Source organism: Lysobacter silvisoli, assembly GCF_003382365.1.
GTDB lineage: Bacteria > Pseudomonadota > Gammaproteobacteria > Xanthomonadales > Xanthomonadaceae > Lysobacter > Lysobacter silvisoli.
On record NZ_QTSU01000002.1, the window covers coordinates 457,229 to 470,576 of the forward strand.

17 protein-coding genes are annotated in these 13,348 nt (G+C 70.3%); 3 read left to right on the plus strand and 14 right to left on the minus strand.

From position 1 onward, the window contains the following. Positions 1-8: 8 nt before the first annotated feature. From DX914_RS13255 to DX914_RS13285, 7 genes are all read right to left on the minus strand, one after another. Positions 9-653 carry a hypothetical protein gene (locus DX914_RS13255; RefSeq protein WP_115859591.1) on the minus strand — a complete coding sequence of 215 codons (645 nt, stop codon included), beginning with the start codon at positions 651-653 and terminating at the stop codon, positions 9-11. Between the two features lie 8 nt (positions 654-661). Beyond that, complete coding sequence (locus tag DX914_RS13260) at positions 662-1,087, minus strand: hypothetical protein (RefSeq protein ID WP_115860190.1); 426 nt, start codon at positions 1,085-1,087, stop codon at positions 662-664. A gap of 134 nt (positions 1,088-1,221) precedes the next feature. Further along, positions 1,222-1,683, minus strand: coding sequence for a hypothetical protein (locus DX914_RS13265; RefSeq protein ID WP_115859592.1), 462 nt, complete (start codon positions 1,681-1,683; stop codon positions 1,222-1,224). A gap of 131 nt (positions 1,684-1,814) precedes the next feature. Beyond that, complete coding sequence (locus tag DX914_RS13270; RefSeq protein ID WP_115859593.1) at positions 1,815-2,552, minus strand: HAD family hydrolase; 738 nt, start codon at positions 2,550-2,552, stop codon at positions 1,815-1,817. 115 nt (positions 2,553-2,667) lie between these two features. Continuing rightward, on the minus strand, positions 2,668-3,060 hold the full coding sequence (locus DX914_RS13275; RefSeq protein WP_115859594.1) for an EF-hand domain-containing protein: 393 nt from the start codon (positions 3,058-3,060) through the stop codon (positions 2,668-2,670). 320 nt (positions 3,061-3,380) lie between these two features. Further along, positions 3,381-4,514, minus strand: coding sequence for a winged helix DNA-binding domain-containing protein (locus DX914_RS13280; RefSeq protein ID WP_158549291.1), 1,134 nt, complete (start codon positions 4,512-4,514; stop codon positions 3,381-3,383). 269 nt (positions 4,515-4,783) lie between these two features. Then, entirely contained in the window at positions 4,784-4,972 is a 189-nt protein-coding gene (locus DX914_RS13285) for a CPXCG motif-containing cysteine-rich protein (RefSeq protein ID WP_115859596.1), read from the minus strand. Positions 4,973-5,141: 169 nt separating this feature from the next. On the opposite strand from DX914_RS13285, the gene DX914_RS13290 reads away from it, so the two are divergent. After that, entirely contained in the window at positions 5,142-5,645 is a 504-nt protein-coding gene (locus DX914_RS13290; RefSeq protein ID WP_115859597.1) for a hypothetical protein, read from the plus strand. A gap of 4 nt (positions 5,646-5,649) precedes the next feature. Here the strand turns inward: DX914_RS13290 and DX914_RS13295 are convergent, their stop codons facing one another. Together DX914_RS13295 and DX914_RS13300 are read right to left on the minus strand one after the other, a co-directional pair. Continuing rightward, on the minus strand, positions 5,650-6,423 hold the full coding sequence (locus tag DX914_RS13295) for a lytic transglycosylase domain-containing protein (protein ID WP_425480697.1): 774 nt from the start codon (positions 6,421-6,423) through the stop codon (positions 5,650-5,652). A gap of 25 nt (positions 6,424-6,448) precedes the next feature. Beyond that, entirely contained in the window at positions 6,449-7,045 is a 597-nt protein-coding gene (locus DX914_RS13300) for a hypothetical protein (protein WP_147300670.1), read from the minus strand. 151 nt (positions 7,046-7,196) lie between these two features. On the opposite strand from DX914_RS13300, the gene DX914_RS13305 reads away from it, so the two are divergent. Next, entirely contained in the window at positions 7,197-8,534 is a 1,338-nt protein-coding gene (locus DX914_RS13305; protein ID WP_115859600.1) for an APC family permease, read from the plus strand. Positions 8,535-8,573: 39 nt separating this feature from the next. Here DX914_RS13305 and DX914_RS13310 read toward each other — a convergent pair whose 3' ends face one another. From DX914_RS13310 to gnd, 4 genes are all read right to left on the minus strand, one after another. Then, positions 8,574-8,864 carry a hypothetical protein gene (locus tag DX914_RS13310; protein WP_115859601.1) on the minus strand — a complete coding sequence of 97 codons (291 nt, stop codon included), beginning with the start codon at positions 8,862-8,864 and terminating at the stop codon, positions 8,574-8,576. A 183-nt stretch (positions 8,865-9,047) separates the two neighbouring features. After that, complete coding sequence (locus DX914_RS13315) at positions 9,048-10,244, minus strand: MFS transporter (protein WP_115859602.1); 1,197 nt, start codon at positions 10,242-10,244, stop codon at positions 9,048-9,050. Positions 10,245-10,500: 256 nt separating this feature from the next. Continuing rightward, positions 10,501-11,241, minus strand: coding sequence for an N-acetylmuramoyl-L-alanine amidase (locus DX914_RS13320; RefSeq protein WP_115860192.1), 741 nt, complete (start codon positions 11,239-11,241; stop codon positions 10,501-10,503). Positions 11,242-11,494: 253 nt separating this feature from the next. After that, positions 11,495-12,400 carry a phosphogluconate dehydrogenase (NAD(+)-dependent, decarboxylating) gene (gene gnd / locus DX914_RS13325; RefSeq protein WP_115859603.1) on the minus strand — a complete coding sequence of 302 codons (906 nt, stop codon included), beginning with the start codon at positions 12,398-12,400 and terminating at the stop codon, positions 11,495-11,497. A gap of 158 nt (positions 12,401-12,558) precedes the next feature. On the opposite strand from gnd, the gene DX914_RS13330 reads away from it, so the two are divergent. After that, positions 12,559-12,927: a GFA family protein gene (locus DX914_RS13330; protein WP_115859604.1), complete on the plus strand. Its 369-nt coding sequence runs from the start codon at positions 12,559-12,561 to the stop codon at positions 12,925-12,927. A 10-nt stretch (positions 12,928-12,937) separates the two neighbouring features. On the opposite strand, the gene DX914_RS13335 is transcribed toward DX914_RS13330, so the two are convergent. Then, a complete protein-coding gene (locus DX914_RS13335; protein ID WP_231118268.1) occupies positions 12,938-13,330 on the minus strand; it encodes a putative quinol monooxygenase in 393 nt (130 codons plus the stop codon). Positions 13,331-13,348: the final 18 nt, after the last annotated feature.

Below are 13,348 nucleotides of genomic sequence, written 5' to 3' on the forward strand. Positions count from 1 at the left end.
CGCGCGGCTCAGTCCTTGCCTTGGCCCTTGGCCTTGCCGGGCGGCTGCGCCTTGGCCGGGCCCCTGCCCTGCCCCACGCGCGCCGAAGCCGGCGGGCGCTGGCTCTTGACCGTGGGCCGGTTGGGGAAGTCGCGGCGCAGTTCGCTGTCGATCGTGATGGGGCGGCCCCAGCGGTCGTAGGTGGGGACGAAGCCGCGCTTGAGGCGGTGGAATTCGGGCGAGCCGGGTTTCATGCCCATGCGCTGCGCGACCACGCCCCAGCCTTCGCCATGGCTGCGCTCCCATTCGTCGACCACATAGCGGCAGGGGCGGCCCAGCACCTGCGCCAGGGCGCAAGCGTAGTAGACGTCGCCGGGCGCCCAGCGGCGGCTGCCGAGCAGATCGTTGACCAGGTCGCGCGGCGCGCCATAGTTGCGCACCATCTCGTCGACGAAGGGTTCGCGGTAGCGGCCGCCGTAGCGGTTGATGTCGCCCAGCCAGGTGTCCACCCAGGCATCGCCGCTGCGCGGATCCCAACCGAAGGCGTAGTCCTGCGCCCAGCTCTGGCCGACGCCGAACAACGCCGCCAGCGAGGCGAACAGCGCCATGGCGCGCAGCCGCAGGCGGCGGCGCAGGGGCGATGGGGTCGCGATGCGGGTGCGGTCGCCGTCCATGCCGGCCCTCACTGCGAAATGGTGAACTTGCCGAAGGCCACGCCCAGATCCCAGCCTTCGCCCTTGCCGGCCAGGGCCAGCGAGACTTCGCCCTTGGTCATGACCTGGGCCTTGCTGGATTTGACCGCGCCGGCATGGGCCTCGGCGGTGGCGTAGCTGCCGAGCACGTCGGAAATGCTGCGCACGCCGGCGAACTCGCCCACGCCGTTGTCGATGCGCGACTTGCCGAAGCTCAGGCCGCCGCCCTTGGCGCTGATCTTCACCGCCATGCTCTGGCCGTTGCTGCAGCTGACCGTGCCGCTGCCGGAATAGGTCTTGTAGAACGCCGACCAGCCGGCCAGGTTGAAGCGCAGCTTGCAGGTCGGGTTTTCGGCCTGGGCCGGCGGCGCCCATGCGGCGCCCAGGCCGGCGAAGGCGATGAGGGCGCTGAGCAGCAAAGGCTTCATGGGATCGGGCTTCATAGGAGCGGCTCCGGGCGGACAGGGGCGCAGGCTAGCACCGAATGCGGCGGCCGGCTGCGGCCGCACGCGAGGCCGGCGCCGCAAGTGCGGCGCCGGCCGGTCGTGCATCAGTCGTCGTCGCGCCAGCGGCGGTCGTAACGATCGTAGTAGCGGTTGTCGTAGCGGCGATCGTAACGGGCGTCGTAATAGCGGTTGTCGTAGCGACGGTCGTAACGGGCGTCGTAGTACTCGGTCTTGCACTTGCCGTGCTTGTTGCAGTTCGCCCGGTTGTAGGGGCGGTTGTTGTAGTAGCCGTAAGCGTTACCGTACGGCGGCGAGTGACGCGGCACGTTGCGGTAATAGGTGGGGCGGCCGTAGCGGTCGCGAACCACGATCAGGCGGTCGTCGTAACCGTAATTGCCGTAGCGGTAGTACGGCGTGTTGCCGCGCATGATGACGTCGGCAACGTTCACGATCACGCGGGCCAGGTCGTCGTCGCTCTGGGCCCGCGCGGTCGCCGGCGCCAGCGCGGCCGCGCCGAGACCGGCGGCCAGGGCAGCCGGGGCGAGCCATCGGGTCAGTGCGCTCATCTCGTTCTCCTCATCGCCCGCACCATTGCGGGCACGGTGCGACGATGCGACCGCGAGGGTGAACGCGTTTGTAATCCGGACGCTGGCGGCGGGTTTCGCTCAGCCGCCGTTGGGCGGCCGTCGTCGGGCGTTCAGGCGAGCGCGGCGAGCGCCAATTCGCGGACCGCGGCCGGCAGCGCGGGGGCGCCGTCCACGCGACGCAGGCGCGGCTCGTCGGCGGCGATTTCGGCCTCGTTCTCGTGCGCCCAGGTGGTGTGGTACTGCATGTGCACGCCCCAGCCACCCAAGGCCAGCACCGGCGCGATGTCCGAGCGCAGCGAATTGCCGATCATCGCGAACTGCTGCGGCGGCAGACCGAATTCCTCGAACAGCCGCGCATAGGTCGCCGCGTCCTTCTCGCTGACGATCTCGATGCGGCGGAACAGGTCGGCCAGGCCGCACTGGCGCACCTTGGCTTCCTGGTGGAACAGGTCGCCCTTGGTGATCAGCACCACGTCGAATTCGGAGGCGATCTCGCGCACCGCCTCGGGGATGCCGGGCAGCAGTTCCACCGGGTGGCGCAGCAAGTCCTTGCCCAGCTCGACGATGCGGTGCAGGTCGGCGGCGCTGATGCGCTGCTGGGTGATGTCCACCGCCGCCTCGATCATCGACAGCACCATGCCCTTCACGCCGTAGCCGAACAGGGCGATGTTGCGCTTCTCGGTCTCGTACAAGCGCTGCAGCGCGCCGGACTGGTGCAGGTCGACGTAGCCGCCGACGATGCGTTCGAAGTCGAGCTGGGCTTCGTCGAAATAATCCTGGCTGCGCCAGAGGGTGTCGTCGGCGTCGAAGCCGACCAGCCGGATGCCGGCCGAGTCGTTGCGGTTCATGCGCGCATTATGCCGCGCCGGCGCGCTGGGCCGATACCGCAACAGGAAGGGCGGCCGTAGCCGCCCTTCCTCCGCAGGGGAGTCCACACCCCTGTAAACGGTAGCGATGTTGCGCTTAGCCGCCGTGCTGGCCGGTCTTGCCGGTCTGGGCCTTGGCGACGTAGGCCTTGTATTCCTCGGCGGTCAGCGCGCCGTCGGCGTTGCTGTCGGCCTTGTCGAAGACCTGGGTCAGCGCCGGCACGGCCTCGGCCTCGGCCTTGCTCAGGCTGCCGTTCTTGTCGGCGTCCACGTCGTTCCAGCTCTTCTTCTGCGGAGCGGCGGCGGTGGCCGCCGGAGCGGCAGGCGTAGCCGGAGTCGCGGCCGGGTCGCTGGTCTGGGCGGCGTCGGCGCTCTGCGCCTGATCGGCCGGCGGAGCCTGCTCGGCTTCCTGGGCGAAGGCCATCGGCGCGGACAGCGCGGCGGCGAGGGCGAAAGCACCGATCAGCGACTTGCGGGACAGGGTATTCATGGGGCGATCTCTCCTGGAGTTGATGTGCTGCGCAGGTGTCGTGTTGCTTGGGGGCCACCGCACGACTGCACCTTGCCCAGGCACGTCTGAACCGATCGCGCGCTGCGAGCGTTAAAGCTACGTTCGCTTAACCACTGGCCGCGGCAATGCGGTTAGGCGCCCACCGCTTGCGGCGTCGAAACGTGACGTAGCGCGGCTTTGCGCGGCGCACGACCATGCCGGATGTGGCTGAACCAAACACAACGTTTACGAATGCGGCGGTGCACGCATGGGCTGATGTATGCGTTTGCATTCGATGGCGCACCGCATCGCGGTGCCGCTCAGGCCGATTCGATGCGTATTTCGTGCGTTACACCGGGCGCGAAAGTGGCCAGGCAGTGTTCGGCTTCGGCGGCGAGCGCGGCGCGCTCGGGTTTCTTCAGCGCGGCGAAGGGCGCGATGGTCACGGATGTCGCGCCGGGCTCGCGCTGCAGGCTCCAAGTGCCGCGCACGAAGCCGTCCAGCAGCACGGTGGCGCGGACGATGCCGTTGCGGGTGAACACCGCGTCCTTGTGGCGGGCATCGAGCACGCGCGTGCGGTCGGCGTGGGCGAGCAGCAGATTGTCGAAATCGGCGACTAGCCGCGCGGGAGCGGGGGTGTCGGCGTCCGGCAGCGTCCGGTCGGCCAGATCGAACAGTTCCTCGCCGTCGGGGCCGCGGTAGCCGCGCAACTGCGGGCGCAGGCGCTGGACGATGGCGCGCACGCCTTGCAGGCCGGACCAGGTGGCGATGTCGCGCACGCTGGCGGGACCGAACGCGGCCAGGTAGCGCAGCACCATGGCATCGGCGGCGTCGGCTTCGGCCAGGCTTTGGCCCAGCCATTGGGCCGCTGGTGCGAAGCAAGCCTGCTGGTGCGAATCCCAGACCCCAGCCGGCGGCACATGCACCAGTGCGGCCACACCGCGTACCCAACGCGCCATCGCCGAGGCATCGCCCTGCGGCCAGCGGCCCTGCAGCGCGGCGCCCAGGGCGGTGGCGTTGAGCGCTTGCGCGGACAGCAGTTCCAGGCCGGACAGGCTCAGCGCCTGCAGGTCCATGTGCTTGACCGCCTTGCCTTGGTCGCTGTGCAGGAACAGGCGCTGCAGCATGGGCGTCAGCGTGGCGCGCCAGGCCAGGTAATCGGCGGCGCTGACCAGGTGCAGGGTACCGCGCATCATGGTGGCGCGCACCACTTGCCGTTGCTGCATCAGCTCGGTGAGGCGTTCGGGGCGGAAGTCGCGCAGGCGCGACCACAGGCCCAGGTAAGGCGGGTTGGGCGCTTGGGCTTGCAGGCCGCCCAATTGTTCGATCATCGCCACCGGCGACGCGCCAGTGCGTTCGAGCAGGCCCTGCCGCTGCAGCAGGGCGCGGTTCAAGGCGCGTAGCGATAGTACGGCGCCTTCGCCGGTGTTGGCTGCGCGGGGCTGGGCGGGCATGGGGGCTCCTGTTTGTCGGGATGATACGGGAGCGGGTTGTGGGGGCGGGCGTGGGTGACGACCCGAGGGTGACGGTTCGCGCGCCCTCACCCCAACCCCTCTCCCGTAAACGGGAGAGGGGCTAAAGGCTGCAAGCGGCATCGCTTTTGGTTCCCTCTCCCGCCTGCGGGAGAGGGTTAGGGTGAGGGGGTGAGCGCGTAGCGCGAATGCTTTTGATCTAGGGGGAACCGGTCGCGGCTCACGCCGCTCCTACCCCAAAGCAGGGCGGATCAGGTGTCGTTTTCGGCGGAGACGGATAGGTCTACTTCGCCCTCTTCGTCGAAGGCCACCGTTACCGTGATCGGGCGGCAGCAGACCTGGCAGTCTTCGATGTAGGACTGGTCGCCTGCGCTGGCGTCCAGCACCAGGCCGATGGTCTCGCCGCAATACGGACACGACACTTCTACATAGGGCTGCATGGCGACCTCCGATAGCTGTGCCTCAACGTTAACACTGCGGCCGTCACACCCCAGTAACCTCGACGCTAGCAAGCTCGCCGCGACGGCCGGGCGTAACCTCTACGCGATCCGGCCGCCCACCCGCACGGTGCGCGGCGTGGATGCGCACCGGCCACCGTCAGGAGGCCGCATGAAGATCCGCCATGTATTCAGCACGCCCGATCTCGACAGCGCGCAAGCGGCGGTCAGCGCCGCGCGCGACGCCGGTGTGCATAACGACGACATCCTGTTGATCGCACGTTCCGACATCGAGCTCGAGTCCATTCCCAACGATCGCAAGGAAGCCGATACCGACCTGATGCCGGCGGCGCTGCGCGGCGCGGGCATCGGCGGCGCGGCCGGCTTGGCCGCGGGCTTGGCGGTGGTGGCCGCCACGCCCATCGCCCTGACCCTGGCCGGCGCAGCGGCGGCGGCGATGGCCGGGGCCATGGTCGGCTGCTGGGCGTCGGCGCTGGTGGGTTCATCGCTGCCCGATCCGATCCGGCGCAAGTTCCACGACGAGATCGAGGCCGGCCGCATTTTGGTGGTGGTGGACGGCAGCAAGGAATTGCTGACCGCCGCCGAGCCGCGCATCGTCGCCCAGAGCGGCGCCACGCCGCTGCCGTTCGAAGCGCACAAGGCCGCGGTGGCCTAGGCCCTCAGCGCTTCTTGCCGCGCTTGGACTTCGCCGGCTGCGCGGCCAGCGCGCTTCGGTAGCTCTCATGCAGGGCCTGGACCTTGGCGATGTAGGCCTGGGTTTCGCGGTACGGCGGCACGCCGCCGTAGCGTGCGACCACACCGATGCCGGCGTTATAGGCCGCCGCGGCCAAGGTGAGGTCGCCTTTGTAACGGCGCACCAGGCTCTTGAGATGGCGCGCGCCGGCGTTGATCGAATCCTGCGCCGAGAACGGATCGGTCACGCCGTATTCCTTGGCCGTGGCCGGCATCAGCTGCATCACGCCCTGCGCGCCCTTGGGCGACACCGCGGCGGCATTGAAGCCGCTCTCGGCGTGGGCGATCGCGCGCAGCCAGGCGTCGTCGACGCCGTTGGCCTTGGCCGCAGTGCGGAAGTGTGCGGCGAATTTGTCCAACTGCGGTTTGCCGATGTTGCCCAGGCCCACATGCGCGGGCTCGCCCGGCGGCGTTTCCACGGTGAAGGACAGCACCTTGATCGAACCGGGCAGGTTGCGCGTGCTGTAGACGGTCTGGCCGTCCTGCTGGCGCTCGTACAAGGTGCCGTTGATGACGCCCATCGAGCCCCATAGGTTGGGCACCTTGGCGACGTTGTCGTCGAACTCCTTGGCTTCGCAGCGCGAGCCCGGCTCCGGCGCGGTGGACAGACTCACCGTGCCGTCGCGGCCCACGCAGCGGTAGACCTTGCGCGCGTGCGCGTCGCCGGCGTACGCCAGCGTGAGCGCGACGCCCAGCAGCAGCACGGCCGGCAGGGGCAGGCGCTGGTTAATTCGCCGCTCCCGCTTGGATCGCCACGACCCGCACGTCGACCTGCTTGCATGCGTTGTCGCGGCAGATGCCGTTGATCCAGGCCTCGCCGTTGCCGAACATCACGCCCTTGCCGCTGACCGCGAGCTCGGCATAGTTCTGCTTGGCGATGACCTGGGCGATCTCGGGCGTGACGATGCGGTCGTAGGCCGCGGCGAACGCGGCGGCGTCCTTGATCTGGGTCTGCTTGCCGTCGAGCGTGGCGGCGAACGGATACTCGACCATGCGTGCGACCGCGGCGGCATCGTGCGCGGCCACGGCGCTCTGAAACGCGCGGATCGCCGGCTCGTACTGCGCGGGATCGCCCAGCACCTGCTCGATGGACTGGTTCACCTGCGACGCGGCCTCGGCGGCCTCGGGCGCCTGCACGGCAGGCGTTGCGGGTGCGGGTGCGGCGGCAACCGGTGCCGCCGCGGCGTCCGCAGGCGCGGGAGCCGCTGCCGTGGCGTCCGCGGGCGCGGCGGGTTCGGCCGCCGGTACGGCTGCATCGATACCGGGCTTGCACGCGGCCAGGGCCGCGACGATGGCGGCGGACAGGATCAGCGCTCTCAGCATGGTCGGTCTCCTTTGGGGGGCGGCCCGCCGGGGGCGGGCCGAAGCTTGCGGATAGTAGCGCCGCCATCGTGATCGGCAGCCAACGGCCGGCGCTGGATTCCCGGCCGCCGCCTGGGGCACTCTGCCGGCTACGCCCCAGCCCGGTGACGCCGTGACGCCCCCTCCGACCGAACGCGCCGCGCCGCCGGCCGCCACCGCCCCGGGCACCCTGCGCGCGGTCAGCCGCTGGCAGTTGCTGGGCCTGTCGATCAACGACGTGATCGGCAGCGGCATCTATCTGCTGCCGGCCACCGCGGCCTTGCTGCTGGGCCCGTCCAGCCTGTGGGCGGTGCTGCTGGCCGGCGTGGCGGTGAGCCTATTGGTGCTGTGCTACGCGCAGGCGGCCAGCTATTTCGACCAGCCCGGCGGCGGCTACCTGTATGCGCGCGAGGCCTTCGGCGCCTTCATCGGTTTCGAGGTCGGCTGGATGCTGCTGCTGACCCGCATCGCCACCGCGGCCGCGCTCAGCAACGGTCTGGCCGAGGCGATCGCGCGCTATTGGCCGGGCGCGGCCGAAGGTGCGGGGCGCGTGGCGGTGGTCGCCGGATCGCTGGGCCTGCTGGTGCTGATCAACGTGGTCGGCGTGCGCAGCGCCGCGCGCGCGGGCGTGGTGCTGGCCATCGCCAAGGTGCTGCCGCTGCTGTTGTTCGTGGCCTTGGGCGCGGCGCACGTGGATCTGCTGTTGGTGGACGCGGCCGGCGACCTCGGCGGCCACGCGATTCCGCTGCGCGACCTGGGGCAGGCCGCCTTGCTGTTGCTGTTCGCCTATGCCGGCTTCGAAAACCTGCCCGCCGCCGCCGGCGAATACCGCAACCCGCAACGCGACGTGCCGTTCGCGCTGCTGTCGATGATCGCCTGCGTGACCGCGATCTACTTCGCCGTGCAATGGGTGGCCATGGGCACCCTGCCCGGCCTGGCCCAGTCGAAGACGCCGCTGGCCGACGCGGCCGCGGGCTTCAGCGGCGGCTGGTTGGCGCTGGTGCTGACCGTAGGCGCGAGCGTGTCGATCCTGGGCACCAACAGCAACACGGTGATGATGGCGCCGCGCTACCTGCTGGCGCTGGCCGGCGACGGCTACGGGCCGCGCGCGCTGGCGGCCATCCATCCGCGCTTCCGCACGCCGGTGGTGGCGATCCTCTGCATCGGCCTGATTTCGCTGGTGCTGGCGCTGTCGGGTTCGTTCGTGCAGCTGGCGCTGCTGTCCGTGGTCTCGCGCTTGTGCACCTATCTGGGCACGGCGGTGTCGGTGCTGGTGCTGCGCCGCCGCCACGGCGATCGCCCCGGCGCGCTGCGTCTGCCGGGCGGGCCGCTGATTCCGATCCTGGCCACGCTGCTGTCGTTGGGGCTGCTGGCCAGCGCGAGCATCGAGAACCTGATCGCCGCGGCGGTGGCGCTGGTGGTCGGCGCGGGCGTGTACGCCTTGCGGCGCAAGCCCCAACAGGCGCCGTAACGGCGACCCCGGCCAGGCCGGGGCCGCCATCGATCCCGCTCAGCGCGAGCCGGCGCAGCTCGCGCTGGCGCAGACGTTGCGCTGCTCCATGGTGCGGTTCATGTTCTCGCGGCTGGCGCGCGACGATTCGCGTTCCGCGGCGCGCTGCGCGGCGGTCTTGCACACGCGCTCGACCTTGTTGCTGCCGATGGCCTTGACCCGTTCGCAGACCATGCGCTCGTCGGCGGGGCGCTCGGCTGCGGCTTCGGATGCAGCGACGGGAGCCGCTTCCTGAGCAGCGGCCACGGAAGCCGCGGACAGCGCCGCGGTGAGAATGACACTGGCGAACATCGGACTGAAGCGAAAAGCGCGCATGGTTTCCCTGCCTGCTAAGAGGCCGGACCACCGGCGCGTCCGTCCTGTCGTGAGTAGGCGTGCGCGTCCCCGGTCGCCCCGCCGGCGCGTGGCCGGCGTTTCGATCCTAAGCGAGCTCGCAGCGGTGAAACCCGCGCACGGCGTTGCCGCCAGATTCGGTCAAGTCGCGCCGTCCGCGCATGATTCGGCGTCGGCCACCGCATCGGCCGCGGCGCGCGCTTGCGCCGCCATCAGCCACAGCGACAGCGCGATCGCCACCGCGACGATGGCCGCGGCCGCATAGCCCAAGCCGCCCACGCCGACCGCATCGATCACCCGGCCGCCGATCAGCGCGCCCACGCCGATGCCGAGATTGGCGCCGGACACGTTCAACGACGCCGCGAACGCCGACGCGCCCGGCGCAGCCTTCATCACCCGCACATGGCTGACCGGGAACAGCGCCGCCTGGGTCACGCCCCACAGCGCCAGCGCCAGGATCAGGCCCACCATGGAACCGACAGCCGGCACCACCGCGATCAGGCCCAGTGCCATCGGTGCGCTGAACATCAGCGAGGCGCGGATCGGATGGCGGTCGACCATGCGCCCGCCCAGGCTGTTGCCGATCAGGCCGACCGCGCCGAAGGCCATCAGGGTCCAGCCGATCCAGCGGCCGTCGAAGCCGGCCAGGCGTTCGAGCATGTCGGCCAGATAGGTGTAGGCGGTGAACATGCCGGTGAACAGCACCACCGACAATGCCACATGCCCCACCAGCAGCGGATCGCGCAGCACCCGGAACTGCTGCGACAACGGCAGCGCGTCCTGCTGCCGGGTTTGGCCCGGCAGGAACCACAGCAGCAGGGCGGCCTTGGCGAAGGCCACCGCCGACAGCGCGGCGAAGGCGATGCGCCAGCCGTAGGCGTCCGAGATCAGGGTGCCGATGGGCACGCCGAGCACGGTGGCGCAGATCACGCCGAAGGAAATGATCGAAATCGCGCGGCCGGCGCGTTCGTGGCCGATCAGGTCCACCGCGGTTTCGCTGGCCAGGGCCCAGAACACCGGCACGCCCAAGGCCGGGATCAGCCGCGCGAGCGCCATCACGCCCAGATTGGGCGCCAACGCCGCGGCGGCGTTGGACAGGCCGAACAGCACCAGCACGATCACGAACAAACGCTTGCGCTCAAAGCGCGAGAAGTAGGCGGTCAGGAACGGACCGCTGGCGGCCACGGCAAAAGCGAACAAGGACACCAGCAAGCCGGCCTGGGGAATGCTCACGCCCAGATCGCGCGCCAGCGGCGGCAACAGGCCGACCAGGATGAACTCGGTGGTCAGCACGGTGAAACCGGCGGCCGACAACAACAGGATGGGGAACAACGGCACGGGAGACTCCGTCACGGGCGCCCGCCAACGACGCAGCAGCACGGCTGCGGCGGGTGCGGTACGCGGAAGGGAAAGCGGTGGGCGGCGCGGCTGGCGCGGAAGACGGCACGCTACGCACGCGTGAGCCGGCGATAAATGCGCGCGTTGCGGCGTCAGCGTTCCGCTACCGGATCAATGCGCTGCAGGCCGCGCGGCTATTGGCTTCGACGAAAAATCGGCGATCTGGGAATCACTGTCCCAATTCGCTGTGGCGCGCTTACGGTGCAGGCGCGGGCATCGCCATGAGCTGGCGTTGCAAATCGTAGAGCACCGCGTCGTCGCCCGGCAGCCAGTCTTCGGACTCCCGACCGCGGAAGCGGCGCTGGAACGCGCGCCGCGCCGCGGCCGGGTCGCGCAAGTCGTAGCCGATCAGGCGCATCGCCGCCCAGGGATCGAAACCCGCCGGCGGCGCGGCGGCATCGGCGCGCGGCCACAGGCCGTAGCCGGCGTCGGCCAGGCGTTTCCACGGGAACAGCGCGCTGGGGTCGTTCTTGCGCGTGGGCGCGATGTCGCCGTGAGCGACCAGCGCCTGCGGCGCGATGTTCAAGCGCGTGGTCAGGTCCTGCAGCAAACGCAGCAGGGTCTGGATCTGCGCTTCGGCGAACGGCGCGCTGCCATCGTTGTCCAGTTCGATGCCGATGGAGGCGGAATTCAGATCGTCCAGCTCGCCCCAACGCCCGATGCCCGCATGCCAGGCGCGGTCCTGGTCGGCCACCAGCTGGTACAGATGGCCGTCGGCGCCGATCAGGTAATGCGAGCTGACCTGGCGGCCCGGCGCGGGCGTGCTCAGCGCTTGCAAGGCGCCCTGTGCGCTGTCCATGTCGGTGTGGTGCAGCACGATCAGCTGCGCGCGGCGGGGGTTGTAGTTGGGCGAGCCGTGCCACTGCGCCAGCGGGTTGCGCGGCGGCGCGCTGGCGCAGGCGGCCAGCGCGATCAACAGCAGCGACACCGCCGCCATGCGCGCGCGACGCCACGCGTTCACGGCGCGCGCCCGGCTTGCGTTTTCAGTAGCGAACGACGAAGGCACGCTGACGCGACTCCCTGCACTGTCATCGGATGGTCGCACGGGCGTAGCCCGCACGCACCCGGCGCCGACTGCGGCGGCCTCCGGCGACGGTTCCGTCGCGCGTCCTCCGGCCAGGGCGCGCGCGGCGCCGTGCCGGGGGCCGCCACCCGGCGGCGCGCTCATGCCCGCGTTCAACATGTCGCTCTCAACCGGCCTTGACCGCGTGGCCGCCGAATTCGTTGCGCATGGCCGCCAGCAGCTTGTCGGCGTAGGAGTCTTTTTCGCGCGAACGCAGGCGCTCCAGCAGCGAGGCGGTGATCACCGGCGCGGCCACGTCCAGGTCGATGGCCTCGGCCACGGTCCAGCGGCCCTCGCCCGAATCGGCCACATAGGGCGCGATGCCCTCCAGCGTGGGATTGCGGCCCAGCGCGTCGGCGCTCAGGTCCAGCAGCCAGGAGCGCACCACGCTGCCGTGGCGCCAGATCTGCGCGACCTGGTGCAGGTCCAGGCCGAACTCGGCCTTGCGCTGCATGATCGCGAAGCCTTCGGCGTAGGCCTGCATCAGGCCGTACTCGATGCCGTTGTGGATCATCTTGGTGTAGTGGCCGGCGCCGTTGGGCCCGACCCGCCCCCAGCCGCGATCCGGCGTCGGCGCCAGGGTTTCCAGCAAGGGCCGCAGCCGCTCCGCCGCGTCCGCGTCGCCGCCGATCATCAGGCTGTAGCCCTCGCTCAGGCCCCAGACGCCGCCGCTGGTGCCGCAGTCCAGGTAGTGCAACCCGGCCTGCGCCAACTGCTCGGCGCGGCGCACGCTGTCCTTGTAGTTGGAATTGCCGCCGTCGATCACGGTATCGCCCGGCGCCAGCAGGGGCAGCAGCTGAGCCAGGGTGTCGTCCACCGCCTGTCCGGCCGGCACCATCAGCCAGACCGCGCGCGGTGCGGACAGCGCCGCGACCAGGGCCTGCAGGCTGTCGACCGCGTCCACGCCCGCCTGCGCGGCACGCTCGCGCGCCTGGGCGCCGGGGTCGTAGCCCACGGCGCGGTGGCCGCCGCGCACCAGGCGCTGCGCCATGTTCGCGCCCATCCGGCCCAGTCCGACCATTCCCAAATCCATCGCCCGCTCCCGATGTTAGTGTTGGGGCAGTGTATGGGGCCGGCCGGGCGGGCCCGCAACACGGTCCTCACGCACCGCTGCGTTGCGCGGCCGCTGCTGACAGGAACTGACACGTGCCCCGGCGATCATGATCCCCTGGCCCACCAAGGACACCGCCCATGCCCGTGCAAGGCAGCTGCCACTGCGGCAAGACCCGTTTCGAAGTGACCGAAGCCCCCACCGAAGTCACCCGTTGCACCTGTTCGTACTGCAGCAAGCGCGGTGGGCTCTGGGCCTATTACAAGCCCGATCAGTTCCGCCTGCTCACGCCGGAGGAGGACGTGGCGACCTACCGCTGGAACACCGGCATGATCGCCCACCACTTCTGCGCCACTTGCGGCTGCACCACCTACGGGGTGAGCCCGGACTGGGTCGATTTCAAGCCGGATTTCGACAACCCCAAGCTCAGCATCAACGCGCGCCTGCTCGACAATTTCGACCTGGACGCGATCCCGGTGACGGTGATCGACGGCAAGAACCTGTGGTGACGGCGGCCGTCTAGCCCAGACCGTGCCCGCCCACGGGCACGGTGGTCGCGCCCTCGCCGAAGCCGGCGATCAGCGGCATGGCGCGGGCGATGGCCGCGCGCACCGCGGGCAGCTGCAGCGAGGCCTTGTGGCTGGCCTCGCTGTCCCAGACTTCGGTGATCCAGACCGCGTCGGCGTCCTTGGGGTCGTGGGCGACCACGTAGCTCAGGCAGCCTGGCATCTCGTGCACGCCCTCCAGCAGGATCGCGACCAGCTCATCGCGCTTGCCGGCGGCGGCGGTCATCTTGCCGATCAATCCGTGCATTCTCGAGTCTCCTGCGGTGGCCACGCGCAGCGGCGCGAGGCAGGCGCCGGCGACCAGGGTGCCGGCAGTGGCGACGAACGTGCGTCGGGTAGGGTCCATGAGCGGCATGCTACCGCG

Coding starts and splice junctions, on each gene's coding strand:
- DX914_RS13285 (WP_115859596.1), bottom strand. CDS start 4,972: ATGCAGCCCTATGTAGAAGTGTCGTGTCCGTATTGCGGCGAGACCATC.
- DX914_RS13335 (WP_231118268.1), bottom strand. CDS start 13,330: ATGGACCCTACCCGACGCACGTTCGTCGCCACTGCCGGCACCCTGGTC.
- DX914_RS13270 (WP_115859593.1), bottom strand. CDS start 2,552: ATGAACCGCAACGACTCGGCCGGCATCCGGCTGGTCGGCTTCGACGCC.
- DX914_RS13275 (WP_115859594.1), bottom strand. CDS start 3,060: ATGAATACCCTGTCCCGCAAGTCGCTGATCGGTGCTTTCGCCCTCGCC.
- DX914_RS13290 (WP_115859597.1), top strand. CDS start 5,142: ATGAAGATCCGCCATGTATTCAGCACGCCCGATCTCGACAGCGCGCAA.
- DX914_RS13330 (WP_115859604.1), top strand. CDS start 12,559: ATGCCCGTGCAAGGCAGCTGCCACTGCGGCAAGACCCGTTTCGAAGTG.
- DX914_RS13300 (WP_147300670.1), bottom strand. CDS start 7,045: ATGCTGAGAGCGCTGATCCTGTCCGCCGCCATCGTCGCGGCCCTGGCC.
- DX914_RS13255 (WP_115859591.1), bottom strand. CDS start 653: ATGGACGGCGACCGCACCCGCATCGCGACCCCATCGCCCCTGCGCCGC.
- DX914_RS13320 (WP_115860192.1), bottom strand. CDS start 11,241: ATGGCGGCGGTGTCGCTGCTGTTGATCGCGCTGGCCGCCTGCGCCAGC.
- gnd (WP_115859603.1), bottom strand. CDS start 12,400: ATGGATTTGGGAATGGTCGGACTGGGCCGGATGGGCGCGAACATGGCG.
- DX914_RS13310 (WP_115859601.1), bottom strand. CDS start 8,864: ATGTTCGCCAGTGTCATTCTCACCGCGGCGCTGTCCGCGGCTTCCGTG.
- DX914_RS13280 (WP_158549291.1), bottom strand. CDS start 4,514: ATGCCCGCCCAGCCCCGCGCAGCCAACACCGGCGAAGGCGCCGTACTA.
- DX914_RS13265 (WP_115859592.1), bottom strand. CDS start 1,683: ATGAGCGCACTGACCCGATGGCTCGCCCCGGCTGCCCTGGCCGCCGGT.